The 17,300-nt window shown below is 70.0% G+C and carries 13 protein-coding genes; 7 read left to right on the top strand and 6 right to left on the bottom strand.

What is annotated here, in order from left to right:
- Positions 1 to 3: 3 nt before the first annotated feature.
- The 3 genes from xdhA to ACG04R_RS10090 are packed head-to-tail and all read left to right on the top strand — an operon-like array spanning position 4 to position 6,646.
- Positions 4 to 1,470, top strand: a complete 1,467-nt coding sequence (gene xdhA, locus ACG04R_RS10100) for a xanthine dehydrogenase small subunit (protein ID WP_394409049.1) — start codon at positions 4 to 6, stop codon at positions 1,468 to 1,470.
- On the top strand, positions 1,467 to 3,788 hold the full coding sequence (gene xdhB, locus ACG04R_RS10095; RefSeq protein WP_394409046.1) for a xanthine dehydrogenase molybdopterin binding subunit: 2,322 nt from the start codon (positions 1,467 to 1,469) through the stop codon (positions 3,786 to 3,788). The genes xdhA and xdhB overlap by 4 nt, the downstream gene beginning before the upstream one ends.
- A gap of 35 nt (positions 3,789 to 3,823) precedes the next feature.
- Positions 3,824 to 6,646, top strand: a complete 2,823-nt coding sequence (locus ACG04R_RS10090; RefSeq protein ID WP_394409043.1) for a protein kinase domain-containing protein — start codon at positions 3,824 to 3,826, stop codon at positions 6,644 to 6,646.
- Here ACG04R_RS10090 and ACG04R_RS10085 read toward each other — a convergent pair.
- Genes ACG04R_RS10085 through polA form a run of 4 tightly spaced genes read right to left on the bottom strand, consistent with a single transcriptional unit; the run spans position 6,643 to position 11,094 of the window.
- A complete protein-coding gene (locus ACG04R_RS10085) occupies positions 6,643 to 7,272 on the bottom strand; it encodes a LuxR C-terminal-related transcriptional regulator (protein WP_394409040.1) in 630 nt (209 codons plus the stop codon). The two genes, ACG04R_RS10090 and ACG04R_RS10085, sit on opposite strands and share 4 nt — an antisense overlap.
- A 35-nt stretch (positions 7,273 to 7,307) precedes the next feature.
- Positions 7,308 to 7,928, bottom strand: a complete 621-nt coding sequence (locus tag ACG04R_RS10080) for an ATPase (RefSeq protein WP_394409037.1) — start codon at positions 7,926 to 7,928, stop codon at positions 7,308 to 7,310.
- 3 nt (positions 7,929 to 7,931) lie between these two features.
- Positions 7,932 to 8,276: a type II toxin-antitoxin system prevent-host-death family antitoxin gene (locus ACG04R_RS10075; RefSeq protein WP_394409034.1), complete on the bottom strand. Its 345-nt coding sequence runs from the start codon at positions 8,274 to 8,276 to the stop codon at positions 7,932 to 7,934.
- A 58-nt stretch (positions 8,277 to 8,334) separates the two neighbouring features.
- A complete protein-coding gene (polA, locus tag ACG04R_RS10070; RefSeq protein ID WP_394409031.1) occupies positions 8,335 to 11,094 on the bottom strand; it encodes a DNA polymerase I in 2,760 nt (919 codons plus the stop codon).
- A 42-nt stretch (positions 11,095 to 11,136) separates the two neighbouring features.
- On the opposite strand from polA, the gene ACG04R_RS10065 reads away from it, so the two are divergent.
- The 3 genes from ACG04R_RS10065 to ACG04R_RS10055 all read left to right on the top strand — a co-directional run bounded on the left by ACG04R_RS10065 (position 11,137) and on the right by ACG04R_RS10055 (position 13,370).
- Complete coding sequence (locus tag ACG04R_RS10065; protein WP_394409028.1) at positions 11,137 to 11,430, top strand: hypothetical protein; 294 nt, start codon at positions 11,137 to 11,139, stop codon at positions 11,428 to 11,430.
- A 37-nt stretch (positions 11,431 to 11,467) separates the two neighbouring features.
- Positions 11,468 to 12,472 carry a homoserine kinase gene (locus ACG04R_RS10060; RefSeq protein ID WP_394409025.1) on the top strand — a complete coding sequence of 335 codons (1,005 nt, stop codon included), beginning with the start codon at positions 11,468 to 11,470 and terminating at the stop codon, positions 12,470 to 12,472.
- Positions 12,473 to 12,554: 82 nt separating this feature from the next.
- Complete coding sequence (locus ACG04R_RS10055) at positions 12,555 to 13,370, top strand: BPSS1780 family membrane protein (RefSeq protein WP_394409022.1); 816 nt, start codon at positions 12,555 to 12,557, stop codon at positions 13,368 to 13,370.
- 15 nt (positions 13,371 to 13,385) lie between these two features.
- On the opposite strand, the gene ACG04R_RS10050 is transcribed toward ACG04R_RS10055, so the two are convergent.
- On the bottom strand, positions 13,386 to 13,811 hold the full coding sequence (locus ACG04R_RS10050) for a PaaI family thioesterase (protein ID WP_394409019.1): 426 nt from the start codon (positions 13,809 to 13,811) through the stop codon (positions 13,386 to 13,388).
- 63 nt (positions 13,812 to 13,874) lie between these two features.
- Here ACG04R_RS10050 and ACG04R_RS10045 point away from each other — a divergent pair, with 63 nt between their 5' ends.
- Entirely contained in the window at positions 13,875 to 14,687 is an 813-nt protein-coding gene (locus ACG04R_RS10045; protein WP_394409016.1) for a class I SAM-dependent methyltransferase, read from the top strand.
- A gap of 225 nt (positions 14,688 to 14,912) precedes the next feature.
- Here ACG04R_RS10045 and ACG04R_RS10040 read toward each other — a convergent pair whose 3' ends face one another.
- Complete coding sequence (locus ACG04R_RS10040) at positions 14,913 to 17,288, bottom strand: UvrD-helicase domain-containing protein (protein WP_394409013.1); 2,376 nt, start codon at positions 17,286 to 17,288, stop codon at positions 14,913 to 14,915.
- Positions 17,289 to 17,300 lie beyond the last annotated feature (12 nt).

The raw sequence follows: 17,300 nt of genomic DNA, 5'->3' as shown, positions 1-17,300 counted from the left end.
AGCATGAATACCCGCCCCATCCGTTTCTTCCACCGCGGCGAGGTGGTCGAGGTGAACGACCTGCCCACCACGACCACCGTCCTGCAATACCTGCGCGAGCACGCCGCCTGCACCGGCACCAAGGAGGGCTGCGCCGAGGGCGACTGCGGCGCCTGCACCGTCATCCAGGGTGAGCTGGACGCCGCCGGCCAGCTGCAGCTACGCAATGTCAATGCCTGCACGCAATTCCTGCCCACGCTGGACGGCCGCGCGCTGCTGACCGTCGAGGACCTCGGCGGCCCCGAGGCGTTGAACCCGGCCCAGCAGGCGCTGGTGGACTGCCACGGCTCGCAGTGCGGCTTCTGCACGCCCGGCTTCGTCATGAGCCTGACCGCCTGCTACGAACGCCACCAGGCCGCCGGCACGCGGCCCGACCGCCAGCAGCTGGCCGACGACCTGGCCGGCAACCTGTGCCGCTGCACGGGCTACCGGCCCATCCTCGACGCTGGGGAAAAGATGTTCGATGCGCCTGCCCGGCTGCTGGACCGCGGCGCAATAGCTGACGCACTGCGCGAGCTGACCCAGGACGAGCCCCTGGACTACCACCACGCCGGCCAGCGCTTCCACGCGCCGCAGAGCGTGCCGGACCTGGCGCTGCTGCGCGAGACCTACCCGCAAGCCACGCTGCTGGCCGGCTCTACCGACGTCGGCCTGTGGGTCAACAAGCAGTTCCGCGTACTGCCGGAGCTGATCTACACGGGCCGCGTCGACGCGTTGAAGGAAATCCGCGAAGAAGACGGCGGCCTGTGGATCGGCGCGGCGGCCTCGCTGGAAGACGCCTGGGCCGCGCTGACCGAACTGGCGCCGTCTCTCGCCGAGCTGTGGCGGCGCTTCGCGTCGCCGCCGGTGCGGCACGCCGGCACGCTGGGCGGCAACATCGCCAACGGCTCGCCCATCGGCGACGGCGCACCGGCGCTCATCGCGCTGGGCGCGGACGTCATCCTGCGCAAGGGCACGCTGCAGCGCCGCCTGCCGCTGCAGGACTTCTATCTCGACTACATGAAGAAGGACCTGCAGCCCGGCGAGTTCGTCGAGGCGCTGCACGTGCCCAAGCCCGACACCAGCTGGGCGATCTCGGCCCACAAGGTTTCCAAGCGGCACGACAGCGACATCTCCGCCGTCTGCGCCGTGCTGGCTTTGCAGTTGCGCAACGGCACCGTGCAGCAGGCGCGCTTCGCGTTCGGCGGCATGGCCGCCATCGTCAAGCGGGCAGCGGCGGCTGAAGCCGCGGTCGTCGGCCAGCCGTGGGTCGAAGCGACGGCCGAGGCCGCCGCGCAGGCACTGGTCAAGGACTTCAAGCCGATGACCGACATGCGCGCCTCCGACGGCTACCGGCTCAAGGTCGCACAGAACCTGTTCCGCAAGCTCTGGCTGGAAAGCCTGGATCGGCGTACGGTGACGGTCTGGCGTGCCGCGAGGTTGGCCGCATGAACAAGCCGGAAGCCCTGCTGATCCCCGAACCCGTCGTCGGCACGTCGCGCCCGCACGAGTCGGCCCACCTGCACGTCAGCGGCGCCGCGCCCTACACCGACGACCTGCCCGAGCCCGCCGGCACGCTGCACGCGGCGCTCGGCCTGTCGCCCATCGCGCACGGCAAGCTGCTGGGCATTGACCTCGAACGCATCCGCCAGCAGCCCGGCGTCGTCGCCGTCTTCACGGCGGCCGACATCCCGGCAGAGAACAACTGCGGCCCGTTGCTGCACGACGACCCCATCCTGGCGGCCGATGAACTTCGCTACGTCGGCCAGCCGGTGTTCGCCGTCATCGCAACGAACCGCGAGCTGGCGCGCCGCGCCGCGTCGCTGGCCAGGCAGGTCATCCAGGCCGAGCCGCTGCCGCCGATCCTGACGGCTTTGCAAGCGCATGAGGCGGGCCAGTATGTGTTGCCGCCCATGCACCTGACACGCGGCGAGCCGGCCGAGTACCTCGCCGCCGCACCGCACCGCCTGCAGGGCACGTGGAGCCTGGGCGGGCAGGAACAGTTCTACCTGGAAGGCCAGATCAGCCTGGCCGTGCCGCAGGAAGGCGGCGACGGCCTCCTCCTGCACTGCTCGACGCAGCACCCCAGCGAGATGCAGCAGCTCGTCTCGCACGCGCTGGGCTGGCACGCCCACCGCGTCGTCGTGCAATGCCGGCGCATGGGCGGCGGCTTCGGCGGCAAGGAGTCGCAGTCGGCGCTGTTCGCCTGCGTCGCGTCGCTGGCCGCCCTGAAGCTGAAGAAGGCCGTCAAGCTGCGCGTGGACCGCGACGACGACTTCCTCATCACCGGCCGCCGCCATGGCTTCGACTACCGCTGGGACGTGGGCTTCGACGACGAGGGCCGCATCCTCGCCGCCGACATCGACCTGATCTCGAACGCCGGCCACAGCGCCGACCTGTCCGCGCCGGTCATGGCCCGCGCGCTGTGCCACTTCGACAACGCCTACTGGCTGCCGCACGTGGCCATGCACGGCTTCTGCGCGAAGACCAACACGCAGAGCAACACCGCCTTCCGCGGCTTCGGTGGGCCGCAGGGCGCCATCGCCATCGAGATGATCCTGGACGGCATCGCGCGCAGGCTGGGGCTCGATCCCGCCGAGGTGCGCCAGCGCAACTTCTATGCGCCAGGCCGCGACACCACGCCCTACGGCCAGCAGGTCGAGGAACTGCACGCCCAGGCCCTGACCAACCAGCTGCTGACCAGCAGTCGCTATGCCGAACGCCGCGCCGAGATCGCCGCCTTCAACGCGACCAGCCCCGTGCTGAAGAAGGGCCTGGCCTTCACGCCGGTCAAGTTCGGCATATCGTTCAACGTCGTCCACCTGAACCAGGCCGGCGCGCTGGTGCACGTCTACACCGACGGCTCGGTGCTCGTGAACCACGGCGGCACGGAGATGGGCCAGGGGCTGAACACCAAAGTCGCGCAGGTCGTGGCGCACGAGCTGGGCATCCCGTTCAGCAGCGTGCGCTGCTCGGCCACCGACACGAGCAAGGTCGCCAACACGTCGGCCACGGCGGCCTCCACCGGCAGTGACCTCAACGGCAAGGCCGCGCAGGATGCTGCGCGCAAGATCAAGTCGCGGCTGGCCGCCTTTGCCGCGGAGCGCTTCGGCTGCGCGCCTGAGCTCGTCGCCTTCGAGGCCGGCCAGGTCAGTGGCGGTGGTCAAAGCCTGTCGTTCGAGGACCTGGTGGCCGCGGCCTACATGAAGCGCGTACAGCTGTGGAGCGACGGCTTCTACGCGACGCCCGGCCTGCACTGGGACCGCACCAAGCTGCAGGGCCACCCGTTCTACTACTACGCCTGGGGTGGCGCCGTCTGCGAAGCGCTCGTCGACACGCTGACCGGCGAGAGCCGCATCACGCACGCCGACCTGCTGCACGACCTGGGCACCAGCCTGAACCCGGCACTGGACGTCGGCCAGGTCGAAGGCGGCTTCATCCAGGGCATGGGCTGGCTGACGATGGAAGAACTGGTGTGGCACCCCATCACCGGCCTGCTGACGACGCACGCCCCCAGCACCTACAAGATCCCGACCGCCAACGACTGCCCGACCGAGTTCCGCACCGCGCTGTTCGGCGCGCCCAATGCCAGCGAGACCATCCACCGCAGCAAGGCCGTCGGCGAGCCGCCGCTGCTGCTGGGCTTCGCCGCGCTGCTGGCCATCAAGGACGCCTGCGCGGCCGCCGGGCCCGAAGGCTGCGACCCGCCGCTGCGCGCACCCGCCACGGCCGAGGCAGTGCTGGACGCGATCGACGCCGTCCGGACATAGACGCCGGCGGGCGCCCGCCTAAACTGGCCGTCACGATGACCAGCCTGTCCTCCCTGGCCGACGCGTGGCCCACCCTCAGCCGGCTGCTGGACCAGGCCCTGGCGCTGCCGCCTCAGGCCCGCGGCACGTGGCTGGACGGGCTCAGTGGCGAGGCGGCCCAGCACCGCGAGGCCCTCCATGACCTGCTGAAAACCGCGGCAGACCTGGAGGCCGACCGCTTCCTGCACACGCTGCCCAGCCTGCCCGCCGGCGCCGACGCGACGGAGCCCCGTGCGGGCGAGCAGGTCGGGCCGTACCGGCTGATCCGCGAGCTGGGGCGCGGGGGCATGGGGCTGGTGTGGCTGGCCGAGCGCAGCGACGGGGTCGCCACGCGGCGCGTGGCCCTGAAGCTGCCCCGCCAGGCCTGGGGCCGGTCGCTGGCCGAACGGCTGGCACGCGAGCGCGAGATTCTCGCGGGGCTGGAACATGAACACATCGCCCGGCTCTACGACGCCGGCACCGACGCGCAGGGGCGGCCGTTCATCGCGATGCAGTACGTCGACGGTGAGCCGATCGACGCCTACTGCCGGCGCCACGGGCTGGCCACCGCCGAGCGGATCGGGCTGCTGCTGCAGGCCATGGCCGCGGTCGCGCATGCGCACGCACGGCTGGTGGTGCATCGCGACCTGAAGCCCGGCAACGTGCTCGTGGACGCCCAGGGCCGCGTGACGCTGCTCGACTTCGGCGTCGCGAAGCTGATGGAGGACGGGCTGACTGGCGCGACGGCGCTGACCGAAGTCGCCGGTCGCGCGCTGACGCCCGACTACGCCAGCCCCGAGCAGATCCGCGGCGAGCCGCTGGGCACCGCCAGCGACGTCTACAGCCTGGGCGTGCTGGCCTACGAGCTGCTGGCGGGAGCCAAGCCCTACCGGCTGACGCGCGGCACGGCGGCCGAGCTGGAGGAGGCCATCACGCTCGTCGACCCGCCCGCCGCCAGCGACACCGCCGCCACGCCGGCGCTGAGGAAGACGCTGCGCGGCGACCTCGACGCCATACTCGGCAAGGCGCTGAAGAAGGCCGTGGCAGCACGCTACGCCAGCGTGGACGCCTTCGCGCAGGACCTGCAACGCCATCTGCGCGGCGAGCCGGTGCTCGCCCGGCCGGACGGCAGAGCGTACAAGCTGGCCAAGTTCATCGGCCGGCACCGGCTGGCCGTGGCGCTGGGCGCCGCCGCTGCGGTGTCGCTGCTGACCGGTGGCGCGCTGGCCGCATGGCAGGCCCACCAGGCCCGCGAGGAGCAGCAACGCGCCTCCGCCGAGGTGCGCCGCCAGCGGGCGACGCAAGAGCTCTACATCGAGACGCTGTCGCGGCTGTCGGTACTGGCCGCCGAGGAGCCGCAGGCGCTGACCCGGCCCGGCGCCGTGACATCGGTGCTGGTGGACAAGCTGCACGAACTGGCGCCGCGCGTGGCCGCCAGCCCCGATGATCGCGGCGCGCAGCTCGAGGCGGTCATGGTGCAGCTGAACTATGACCGCCGCTTCGCCGAGTCGCTGGCCATCGGGAAGGAGTACCTGGCGCATCTGCAGGCCCACGGGGCACCGGCGGCACAGGTGATCAACACCTACGCGTCGCTCGGGCGCACCCTGTTCCAGCTGGGGCGTCTGGACGAGAGCGAGACCATGCGGCGCGCGGGCGTGGCCTGGGCGGCGGACACGCACGACCACGACACCGAGCTGAAGCGCATCCCCCTGGCCGCCGACCTCGGCGGGCTGCTGACCAACCGCGGCAAGCGCGACGAGGCCTTGCGCGTGCTGACGCAGGCCGACGACCTCGCGATCCGCTACGGCGCCGCGGACCATCTGCGCTACGAATCACTGCTGCGGCTGGGCATGTTCCACCTCGGCTTCGACGACGCCCAGGCGCTGCAGCGGCTGCAGCAGGCGCGCGTGGAGCTGAATGCCAACGGCGACATCGACGACGACACCGCCGGCCAGATGGCATGGCAACTGGGCGACGCGCTGCTGGCCAACGGTCGGGCGGCAGAGGCCGAGACGGCGATGGAGGCCTCGCTCGCCGCCTACCGGCATGGCAACGGCCGCGACAGCCGCAGTGCCGTGCGCGCGTTCGGCCGGCTGATGGGGGCCGTCTCACGCCGCGACCCAGGCCGCGCCGAGGCGCTGATCGCCGCCGAGCGCGACGCCTTGAGGCGGCTCCCCGCTGGCCTGCCGCCACCGACCGACTCGCTGCTGCGGGCGCGCGAGTTCGAGGCAGCCTGGCTGCGGGGGGACGTGGAGAAGTCGCGCACCCTGGCACTGCCGGGTGACGAAGTGCTCAAGTCGCCCGCCACGGTGCGCGACAACGAGGTGCTGATCGTGCTGGCCGCCAGGGCGGCCGCGCTGGACGGGCGTGCCGGTGCCGCCCGCCGACCGCTGGAGGCGCTGCTGGCGCACTGGCCCGACGGTCACACGCCCAAGCGCCTGCGGCTGCAGATGGAGCAGGCGATGGCCGAGGTCCAGCTGGCGGCGGACGAGCCGGCCGCGGCGCGTGACACGGCGGTCGCGCTGGTGACGATGATCGAGAACGCCCAGGGCACCGCCAGCCAGAACTACCGGGCAGCGCTGTCGGTCGCCGCGCTCGCGGCGGCACGCGCCGGCGACCCGGCGGCCGCGCAGCGCTGGCTGGCCCGCCTGGCCGGGCTGCCGGCGCTGCCGTTCGCTTCGGCGGCCGAGCGCGCAGACATCGAACTCCGGCAGGCCCAGGCACTCGCGTTGCTGGGCCGCGAGGCCGACGCCGCCGCCATCGCGCGCCGCCTGCTGCCCGAACTCCAGGCGCAACACCCACTGAGCCCGCGCCTCGCGCAGGCCCGGCAGCTGGGTTAGCCGCGAACCTTCTGCGTCGCTGCAACCACGGCCTGGGTGCGGGAGCTGACGCCCAGCGCCTTCAGCACGGCAGCGACGTGGTCCTTGACCGTGTCGACACTGACGCCCAGTTCGCGCGCAATCAGCTTGTTCGACAAACCCTGCGTCAGCAGCTGCAGCACACGCTTCTGGCGCGGCGTCAGCGGCAGGTGGTCCCAGTCCTGCGGCGCCTGCACGGCGGGCGGCGCGGGCTCGTCATCGGTCAAGGGCTTCAGCGGCGGCACATAGGTGCCGCCGGCCAGCACCAGCTGCAGGGCCTGCACCATCGTGTTCAGGTCGCTGCGCTCGGGCACGTAACCCATCGCGCCAGCGCCCAGCGCCTGCAGCGCGTCCTCGGTGTCGTCGCTGCCGGAGATGACGACGACCGGCAGCAGCAGATGCTCGCGGTGGATCTGCTGTAGCAGCTCGAAGCCGCCCTCCACCTGCAGGTCCAGCAGCACGAGGCGGGGCATGGCCTCGGCCAGTGCGACGCGCGCGGCGGCGACGGTGTCGACGCCCTGCACCTGAGCGCCGGCGAAATGCTGCTCGACCAGCCCGGTGAGCGCCGCGCGCACCATCGGAAACGCGTCGACCAGCAAGACCCTCATCTCTGTAGCTCCCCCTCTGTGACGGCCGATGATAGTCAACGCAGGGCCGCGGCCAGCAGCGGCCTGGCCCAGGCAGGCACGCTGCGCAGCGGCGCGTGCGTGACGACACGGCCGGCCTGCATCTGCAGCAGCAGCACCGGCTGGGGCTTGCGGCCGGCGCGCGGGTCCGCCTCGATGCTGTTGTCGTAGACGCGCAGGCTGGCCAGGCGCGGCATCAGCTTGACGAGATTGGCGCGGCTGGCGTCGAAGCGCTCGCGCACCTTGGCCGCCGGGATGTCATGCCCGCCGGCCGCCACGCGCGCGGCGATGCGCTTCAGGTGCAGCTCCGGCGTCGCCAGCCCCGCGAACCAGACGTGCACCTCGGCGCCGTTGCGGGCGCCGTCCAGCAGCAGCTTGGTGATACTGTGGCCGCCCAGCGTCGTCTCCAAGGCGTAGGTCAGGCCGTCGGCGAGCGCCTTCTCCAGGCCGCGGCGACCCAGCGTCCAGGCCAGGCCGTTGGCCTGCTCGGCGCTCAGGTGCGGCTGCTGCTCGCGCAAGCGCGCGGCGATGACGTCGGGGTTGAAGAACGCCGCGCCGCTGGCCTGAATGGCCGCGCCGCCCAGCGAGCTCTTGCCGGCGCCGTTGACACCGGCGAGGACGAACAGCCGGGCCGGCAAGGCTCAGGCGGCCTTCCGGCGAGGTTTGGCAGCCTTGACCGCCGCTGTGCCGATGGCTTCGGGCGCCATCGCGAAGGCTGCCGCCATCGCATCGCCCCGGCCCTGCATGCCGGCCAGCAACGCGTCGAATTCGGCGTTCAACGTGCCAAGGTCGGGCTCGGCAGCGCGCTGCAGTTCACGGTAGCGCTCGACCGACATCAGCACGAAGGCCGGCTGGTCGTGCTTGGTGATGAGTACCGCGCCATGGGCGGCCACGGTGCGGCCGACCTTCTGGATGCCAGCCACGAGTTCGGTCGCCGACACGCTGGGCAGCTGATCGGCGATGGCTTGATCGAGGACGGCGGACATGGGCGACCTTAGTCTGTCGGAATACCGATATTTTGCCCAATTTACGGAAAATGGGAAATCAATGGGCCTCTTCCCAGTTGCTGCCCACGCCCACCTCGGCCAGCAGCGGCACCTTGAGCTCGGCCACGCCGGCCATCAAGCGCGGCACCTCGGTGCGCATCCAGTCCAGCTCGGCCTCGGGCACCTCGAACACCAGTTCGTCGTGCACCTGCATGACGATCTTGCTCTGCTTGCCGGCCCGCTCCAGCTCGGCCTGCACGGCCAGCATCGCCAGCTTGATGAGGTCCGCCGCCGTGCCCTGCATGGGCGCGTTGATGGCCTGGCGCTCGGCACCGGCGCGCCGCTGGCCGTTGCCGCCGCGGATCTCCGGCAGGTAGATGCGGCGCCCGAACAGCGTCTCCACAAAGCCCTTCTCGGCCGCGCTCGCCTTGGTCTCGTCCATGTAGCGCTTCACGCCAGCGAAGCGGGTGAAATAGCGGTCGATGTAATCCTTGGCCGCCTTCTGCTCGATGCCCAGCGCCGAGGCCAGGCCAAAGGCGCCCATGCCGTAGATGAGGCCGAAGTTGATGGTCTTGGCGTAGCGGCGCTGCTCGCTCGACACCTCGTTCAGCGCCACGCCGAACACCTCGCTGGCGGTCGCCTTGTGCACGTCCTGGCCTTCCTGGAAGGCCTTCAGCAACCCCGGGTCCTCGCTGATGTGCGCCATGATGCGCAGCTCGATCTGCGAGTAGTCGGCGCTGACGATTCTGCAGCCCTCGGGCGCGATGAACGCCTCGCGCACCTTGCGGCCTTCCGCCGTGCGGATGGGGATGTTCTGCAGGTTGGGCTCGTTGCTGGAGAGCCGCCCCGTCACCGCCACCGCCTGCGCGTAGTTGGTGTGCACACGGCCAGTGTGGGCGTTGATCTGCAGCGGCAGCTTGTCGGTGTAGGTGCTCTTGAGCTTGGACAGCCCCCGGTATTCGAGGATCTTGGCCGGCAGCGGGAAGTCGGCGGCCAGCTCGGTCAGCACCTCTTCGTCGGTGGACGGCGCGCCGGTGGCGGTCTTCTTGACAACCGGCAGGCCCAGCTTGCCGAACAGGATCTCGCCGATCTGCTTCGGCGAGCCGATGTTGAAGGGCTGGCCGGCGATGTCATAGCACTGCTGCTCCAGCAGCACGAGGCGCTGGCCGATCTCGTGGCTTTGCAGCTTGAGCTTGTCGGGGTCGATCAGCACGCCCTGGCGCTCGATGCGCGCCAGCAGGTCGGCCGTCGGCATCTCGATGTCGGCGTATATGCGCTTCAGGCCGGCCTCCGCCTCGATCTGCGGCCACAGCACCTGGTGCAGGTGCAGGCACATCTCGGAGTCCTCGCCCGAGTAGGTCGTCGCCTTGTCGACGGCCACCTGCGCGAACGGGATCTGGTGCGCGCCCTTGCCGCACAAGTCTTCGTAGCTCAGGCCCTTTCGGCCCAGGTGGCGCTCGGCCAGCGCTTCGAGGTTGTGGGTCTTGTGGGCTTCGAGCACGTAGCTTTCCAGCAGCGTGTCGTGCTGCACGCCGGCCAGGTGGATGCCGTGGTTCAGCAGGACATGCCGGTCGTACTTCAGGTTCTGGCCGATCTTCTTGGCGGATTCGTCCTCCAGCCAGGGCTTGAGCCGCGCCAGCACTTCGTCGAAGGGCAGCTGCTCGGGCGCGTCCGGGCCGCTGTGGTGCAGCGGGATGTAGGCGGCCTCGCCGGGCTTGTCGGCAAACGAGATGCCGACGATGTGCGCGGCCATCGGGTCCAGCGAGTCGGTCTCGGTGTCCAGCGCGCACAGCGGCGCGGCGCGCAGGCGGGCGATCCACGCGTCGAGCTGATCAAACGTGAGAATGGTGTCGTACTGCCGTGCAAGATCCGCGGCGCCGGCCGGCGGCTCGGGCTCGTCGAACAGGCCGGGGTTGGCCACGGCCGCCTTGGCCTTGGGTGCCGGCGCCGCACCGGTCAGCTCCTCCAGCCAGGCCTTGAAGCCGTTGCGCGTGTAGAACTCGGCCAGCGGCGCCTTGTCCGGCTCCCGGAAAGCCAGTTCGTCCAGCGCCGGCCAGCCTTTCACGTGTCCGGCCAGTTCGCAGTCCAGCTTCACGGTGACGAGCTTGCGGCCCATCGGCAGCCAGTCCAGCGCGGCGCGCAGGTTTTCGCCGGCCTTGCCCTTCACCGTGGGCGCGGCGGCGATGACGCCGTCCAGCGAGCCGTACTCGGCGATCCACTTCGCCGCCGTCTTGGGGCCCACGCCGGTCACGCCGGGCACGTTGTCCACCGTATCGCCCATCAGCGTCAGGTAGTCGATGATGCGGTTGGGCGGCACGCCGAACTTCTCGAACACGCCGGCCTCGTCCAGCCGTTCGTTGCTCATCGTGTTGATGAGCTCGACGTCGGGGTTGACCAGCTGCGACAGGTCCTTGTCGCCTGTCGACACGATGACGCGGTGGCCTTGCGCCGCACCGACGCTGCACAGCGTGCCGATGACGTCGTCCGCCTCCACGCCGGGCACCGTCAACGTGGGCCAGCCCAGCAGCTTGACGACCTCGTGAATGGGTTCGATCTGCGCGCGCAGCTCCGGCGGCATCGGCGCGCGCTGGGCCTTGTACTCGGGGTACCACTCGTCACGGAAGGTGGGGCCCGACGCGTCGAACACGCAGACGGCGTGCTCCGCGCCGACGTCGCTCTGCAGCTTCTTCAGCATGGCGATCATGCCGCGCACGGCGCCCGTCGGCTGCCCTTCCGGCCCGCGCAGGTCGGGCATGGCGTGGAAGGCGCGGTACAGGTAGCTGGAGCCGTCGACCAGCAGCAGGATGGGTTTACTCATGGGGCGGGATTCTCGGCCAGCCCGCCACCTAGAATCGGCAGCATGCGTCGCCTTGCCGTCCCCCTGCTGCTCGCTGCCCTCTGTGGCCGCGTCTTCGCCGACCCGCCGCCCGAGCCCAAGGTCGAGCGGACCGTGGTCGAGGACGACCAGGTGCGCATCGAGGAACTCAAGGTGCGCGGCGAAGCCAAGAAGGTCACGGTCAAGAACAAGAAGACCAAGGCCCCTGACTACGAGATCGTCGTCAACGACGCGGGCCGTGAGTCCGCCGGCGGCACCGGCTCGGGCCTGAGCAAGAGCGGCTCGGGCACGCGGGTCTGGCGCATCCTCAACTTCTGATCCCGCGCGGCCCTCGGGTCGCTCATCCGACCTTTCCATGGCCGTTTTCACCGAAGTCAGCCCCGCGCAGGCCCAAGCCCTGCTGGACCACCTCAACCTGGGGCAGCTCAGCTCGCTGCGCGGCATTGGCGCCGGCATCGAGAACACCAACTACTTCGTCGACTGCACGCAGGCCGACGGCCACCTGCACCGCTACGTGCTGACACTGTTCGAGCGCCTGACGGCCGAACAGCTGCCGTTCTACCTGCGCCTCATGCAGCACCTTGCTCAGCGCGGCGTGCTGGTGCCCGAACCGCACGCCGACAAAACCGGCGAGATCCTCTTCGAGGTGGCTGGCAAGCCGGCAGCCATCGTCGACCGCCTGCACGGCGGCCACCAGATGGCACCGGACGCCTTCCACTGCCAGCAGGTGGGCGCCACGCTGGCGCAGATGCACCTGGCCGGGCGCGACTATCCGCTGCACCAGCCCAACCTGCGCGGCCTCGCCTGGTGGCAGCAGGTGGTGCCGCAGCTGCTGCCCTTCCTGGACGCGCCGCAGGCCGAGCTGCTCACGAGCGAGCTGGCCTACCAGGAGCAGCTGGCCGCATCGGCCCGCTACCGCGGCCTGCCGACCGGCCCCATCCACGCCGACCTGTTCCGCGACAACGTCATGTTCGAGCCCGGCGAGGGCCCGGGCCGCGAGCGGCTGACCGGCTTCTTCGACTTCTATTTCGCGGGCGTCGACACCTTTCTGTTCGACCTCGCCGTGTGCCTGAACGACTGGTGCGTCGACCTGGCGGACGGCCGCCTCATCACCGAACGCGCCGCCGTCTTCGTGTCGGCCTACGAGAGCGTGCGGCCGCTGTCCGGCGACGAACACCGCCTGCTGCCCGCGCTGCTGCGTGCCGCGGCACTGCGCTTCTGGGTGTCGCGCCTCTATGACCTGCACCTGCCGCGCGAGGCCTCGCTGCTGAAGGCGCACGACCCGCGCCACTTCGAGCGCGTGCTGCGCGAACGCATCGCCAGGCCCTGGCATGCGATGCCGCTGGAGGACGCGGAATGAGCCGCGCGGCGCCGGGCCGTCCCAAGCAAGCGGCAATCCCCTCGGGGGATCGGCCCGCGTACCCGCGGGTCGAGGGGCAGACATGACGATGCAGCTGCATCTGCAGAACGTCCCGGCCCGCAACGGCAGGCTGTGGATTCGCCATGGCATCAAGGTCTTCCAGCGCGCACCGCTGGCCTTCATGGGCCTGATGGGGCTGTCGCTGGTCGGCTCCATGCTGCTGGGCGTCCTGCCCTTCGTCGGCCCGGTGCTCGGGCTGATGGCCATCCCGCTGTGCTCGCTGGGCTTCATGCTGGCCACGCACCTGGTGCTGCAGAAGAAGCTGCCCACGGCGGGCGTGTTCCTCGCGCCGCTGAAGCTGACGCGCGAGCGCCGCAACCACCAGCTGGTGCTCAGCGCCAGCTTTGCGTTCAGCGCGCTGCTCATCCTGCTCGTGGCCAACCTCATCGATGGCGAGGCCACGGAAGCCGTGCTGGACCTGATGAAGAACAACGGCACGCCGGAGGACTTCGCCCGGGTCGCCGGCGACTCGCGCATCCTGTTCGGCGCGCTGGTCCGCTTCGGCGGCCTGGCGTTGCTGTCCATTCCCTACTGGCATGCGCCGGCGCTGATCCACTGGGGCGGCCAGGGCGTCGGCCAGGCGCTGTTCTCCAGCACGCTGGCCCTGTGGCGCAACAAGGCCGCCTTCGCGCTGAACGGGCTGCTGTGGTTCGCGGCGTTCATGACGATGTCCGGCATCGTCACGCTGCTGTTCACGGCCCTGGGCCTCATTCAGGCGGCGCCCGTAGTCATGCTGATGGTGGGCATGCTGATGTGGGCGGTGTTCTACGCCTCGCTGTATTTCAGCTTCGTCGACTGCTTCATGTTCGGTGCACCGAACGACGTGCTCAGCGATTAGTCCGTTGCCCTCGCGTCAGCTGGCCTTGGGGATCGAATAGGTGCCGGTCGCGTGGGCGACGGGCTCCTCCTCGCCCTCCGAGAAGATCCACACCTCCCCGACCGCCAGGCTGCGGCCCAGCTTCATCAGCCGGCAGCGCGCGACGACGCGCCGGTCTGCACGCGGCTTGCGCAGGAAATTGATGGCCAGGTTGGTCGTCACCGCCAGCGGCACGATGCCGATGCGCGCCAGGATGGCGATGTACAGGGCCACGTCGGCCAGCGTCATCATCACCGGCCCCGACACCGTGCCGCCCGGCCGCAGCTCCGACTCGCCCACCGGATGGGCCACGACCACGCTGCCGTCCACCTCGTCCAGTTCCTCCAGCGTGCAGCGGTTTTGCGGAAACTCTGCCTGCAGAAAGGCCGTCAGCTCGGCCTGTGAGGGGCGGTGTTGGGTCATGGCGATTTGCAAGGATTTGCGAAGGAATCGCCGGCCAGCCTAGCACTGGCTCAGAATCGGGCGATGGACGTCGCCGACCGGGGCTTCACGGGCTCCATCCCCCAGCTCTACGAGCGCTACATGGTGCCGCTGATCTTCGAGCCGTTCGCGGCGGATCTGGCGGCGCGCGCCGCTGCGTTGCAGCCGGGCGCCGTGCTCGAGATCGCCGCCGGCACCGGCGTGCTGACCCGCCACCTGGCGGCCGGCCTGCCACCGGCCAGCAGCCTCATCGCCAGCGACCTGAACGCCGGCATGCTGGACATGGCCGCGACGCTGGAAACGGCTCGCCCCGTGGAATGGCGGCTGGCCGATGCGATGGACCTGCCCTTCGCCGACGCCAGCTTCGACCTCGTCGCCTGCCAGTTCGGCGCGATGTTCTTCCCCGACAGGCCACATGCCTACGGCGAGATCCGTCGTGTGCTCAAGCCCGGCGGCTTCTTCCTGTTCAACGTCTGGGACCACATCGACTGCAACGAGCTGGCCGCCACCGTCACCGCCGCGCTGGCCGAGGCCTTCCCGGACGACCCGCCGCGCTTCATGGCGCGCACGCCGCACGGCTATCACGACATCGGCCAACTGCGCGCCGACCTCGCCGCCGGCGGCTTCGAGCGCGAGGCCGACATCGTCACGCTGCCGCTGCGCGCCTGCGCCGAATCGCCATCCGGCCCGGCGCTGGGCTACTGCCAGGGCACGCCGCTGCGCGGCGAGATCGAGGCCCGCGCGCCCGGCCGCCTGCCGGAGCTGACCGCGCGCGTGGCGCAAGCCATCGGCGACCGCTTCGGCGTCGGGGCCATCGACACGTTGATCCAGGCCCACGTGGTCATCGTCGGCCGCTAGAGCGTGCAGCCCTCGCCCAGCCTCGCGTCGCTGAACGCGAGCGAGTCTGGTCGGTCTTGCAGACCGCGCAGCCGACGAAGCGGCTGCCCTTCGGCAGGCACGCCAAGTCCGCAGGACTTGCCGTATCCGGCCTCAGCCCCCGAGGGGACGGCAATGCTCGCAGCATCGAGCCGCGAGCACATCGCCTACCGGGCCGGCTCGGGAGCGGCCCAGCGCTCGGCCCGCTCAATCAATCGGGGTGAGCTTGGCGACGGAGAGCGCCAGCCACTTCGTTCCGTGGCGCCCGAAGTTGACTTGCGCCCGAGCATCCGTGCCGGAGCCCTCCAGCGTCAGCAGCACGCCCTCGCCGAACTTGGTGTGGAACACGCCCTTGCCGACGCGCAGGCCGCCATGCTCCTCGGACACCTTCTGCTTCATGCTAGCCGGGACGGGCGGTTCCACCCAGGCAGCCTTCTGCACGTTGCCGGCGCCCACCATGCCCTTCAAGCCCGAACCACGGTCCCAGGCCTGCTGGTACTCGCGTGCAAAGCCCGAGCCGAAGCCCTGGTTGCGCGGCGTCAGCCACTTCAACGCCTCCTCGGGCAGCTCGTCGAAGAAGCGGCTCTTGATGTGATAGCGCGTCTGGCCGTGCAGCATGCGCGTCTGGCAGAAGCTCAACGACAGCTTCTTGCGTGCCCGCGTGATGGCGACATACATCAGGCGGCGCTCTTCCTCCAGACCGTCGTGGTCGGACATCGCGTTCTCGTGCGGGAACAGGCCTTCCTCCAGGCCGGTGATGAACACGGCATCGAACTCCAGGCCCTTGGCGGAGTGAACCGTCATCAGCTGCACGGCGTCCTGGCCGGCCTGGGCCTGGTTGTCGCCGGCCTCCAGTGAAGCGTGGGTGAGAAAGGCCACCAGCGGCGACATGATCTCGCCCGTCTCCGCATCGGGCACCGCACCCGGCGTGCCCGCGGTCTGAAGGCCAGGGGCCACCTCGTCCACCGGCAGGCCCACGGCGTTCTTGCCGAAGCCCTCCTGCATGACGAAGGCCTCGGCCGCGTTGACGAGTTCGTCCAGGTTCTCCAGCCGCTCGGCACCGTCCTTGTCGGTGCGGTAGAAGTCCAGCAGGCCGGACGTCTCCAGCACCTGCTCGATGATCTCGCGCAGCGTCATGCCCTGCGTAAGGTTGCGCGTCGAGTCGATGAGGTTGGTGAAGGCCAGCAGGTTGGCGCCACCCTTGCCGGCGATGGCGCCGACGCTCTGGTAGAGGCTGCGGCCCGTGGCCTTGGCGGCATCCTGCAGGTTCTCCAGCGTCTTGGCGCCGATGCCGCGCGTCGGGAAGTTCACGACGCGCAGGAAGCTGGTGTCGTCGTTCGCGTTCTCCAGCAGCCGCAGATAGGCCAGCGCATGCTTCACCTCGGCGCGCTCGAAGAAGCGCAGGCCGCCGTAGACGCGGTACGGGATGCCCGAGTTGAACAGCGCCGACTCGATGACCCGCGACTGCGCGTTGCTGCGGTACAGGATGGCGATCTCCTTGCGATCCAGGCCACCGCGATGCAGCTGCTGGATCTCCTCGATCAACCACTGTGCCTCGGCGAAGTCGCTGGGCGCCTCCTGCACGCGGATCGGGTCGCCCTGGCCGGCGTCGGTGCGCAGCGTCTTGCCCAGGCGCTGGCTGTTGCGGCTGATGAGCTCGTTGGCGGCGTCCAGGATGTGGCCGAAGCTGCGGTAGTTCTGCTCCAGCTTGATGACCTTCTTCACGCGGTACTCGCGCTCGAAGTCGATCATGTTGCCGACGCGCGCGCCGCGGAAGGCGTAGATGCTCTGGTCGTCGTCGCCCACGGCCAGCAGGCTCTGACCGGTGCCGGCGCCCGGCGGGGCGAACATCTTCAGCCACGCGTACTGCAGCTTGTTCGTGTCCTGGAACTCATCGACGAGGATGTGGCGAAAGCGGTGCTGGTAGTGCTCGCGCACGGCCGGGTTGTCGCGCAGCAGCTCGTAGGAACGCAGCATCAACTCGGCGAAGTCGACGACGCCTTCGCGCTGGCACTGGTCCTCGTAGTTGGCGTAGATCTCGACGAGCTTCTTCGTCTGCTCATCTCGCTGGTCCACGTCGCCGGGGCGCAGGCCGTCTTCCTTGCAGCCGGCGATGAACCAGCCCACCTGCTTCGGGACAAAACGCTCCTCGTCCAGCTTCATCGCCTTGATGACGCGCTTGACGGCCGAGGTCGTGTCGCTCGCGTCCAGGATCTGGAAGGCCTGCGGCAGGTGCGCCAGCTTCCAGTGCGCGCGCAGGAAGCGGTTGCACAGGCCGTGGAAGGTGCCGATCCACATGCCGCGCACGTTGAAGGGCAGCATCGTCGACAGCCGCGTCAGCATCTCCTTGGCGGCCTTGTTCGTGAAGGTCACGGCCATCACGCCACCGGGGCTGACCTGGCCGGTCTGCAGCAGCCAGGCGATGCGGGTCGTCAGCACGCGGGTCTTGCCGGAGCCGGCGCCGGCCAGGATCAGCGCGGGCTCTGGCGCCGCCGTCACGGCGGCCAGTTGCTCGGGGTTGAGGTTGCGCAGGAGGGGGCTGGAAGCAGCGTCGACCGCGGCGTCGACAGGGAAGGATGTCATCGCGGCATTTTA

Origin of the sequence: Pelomonas candidula, from assembly GCF_043555985.1 — a bacterium.
Lineage (GTDB): Bacteria > Pseudomonadota > Gammaproteobacteria > Burkholderiales > Burkholderiaceae_C > Pelomonas > Pelomonas candidula.
This window is presented reverse-complemented; position numbering and strand designations above follow the sequence as displayed.

Bases quoted from the DNA above. Each gene is read 5' to 3' on its own strand.
- polA (WP_394409031.1), bottom strand. From the start codon at position 11,094: ATGAGTAAACCCATCCTGCTGCTGGTCGACGGCTCCAGCTACCTGTAC.
- ACG04R_RS10060 (WP_394409025.1), top strand. From the start codon at position 11,468: ATGGCCGTTTTCACCGAAGTCAGCCCCGCGCAGGCCCAAGCCCTGCTG.
- ACG04R_RS10040 (WP_394409013.1), bottom strand. From the start codon at position 17,288: ATGACATCCTTCCCTGTCGACGCCGCGGTCGACGCTGCTTCCAGCCCC.
- xdhB (WP_394409046.1), top strand. From the start codon at position 1,467: ATGAACAAGCCGGAAGCCCTGCTGATCCCCGAACCCGTCGTCGGCACG.
- ACG04R_RS10050 (WP_394409019.1), bottom strand. From the start codon at position 13,811: ATGACCCAACACCGCCCCTCACAGGCCGAGCTGACGGCCTTTCTGCAG.
- ACG04R_RS10090 (WP_394409043.1), top strand. From the start codon at position 3,824: ATGACCAGCCTGTCCTCCCTGGCCGACGCGTGGCCCACCCTCAGCCGG.
- ACG04R_RS10055 (WP_394409022.1), top strand. From the start codon at position 12,555: ATGACGATGCAGCTGCATCTGCAGAACGTCCCGGCCCGCAACGGCAGG.
- ACG04R_RS10085 (WP_394409040.1), bottom strand. From the start codon at position 7,272: ATGAGGGTCTTGCTGGTCGACGCGTTTCCGATGGTGCGCGCGGCGCTC.
- ACG04R_RS10045 (WP_394409016.1), top strand. From the start codon at position 13,875: ATGGACGTCGCCGACCGGGGCTTCACGGGCTCCATCCCCCAGCTCTAC.
- ACG04R_RS10065 (WP_394409028.1), top strand. From the start codon at position 11,137: ATGCGTCGCCTTGCCGTCCCCCTGCTGCTCGCTGCCCTCTGTGGCCGC.
- xdhA (WP_394409049.1), top strand. From the start codon at position 4: ATGAATACCCGCCCCATCCGTTTCTTCCACCGCGGCGAGGTGGTCGAG.
- ACG04R_RS10075 (WP_394409034.1), bottom strand. From the start codon at position 8,276: ATGTCCGCCGTCCTCGATCAAGCCATCGCCGATCAGCTGCCCAGCGTG.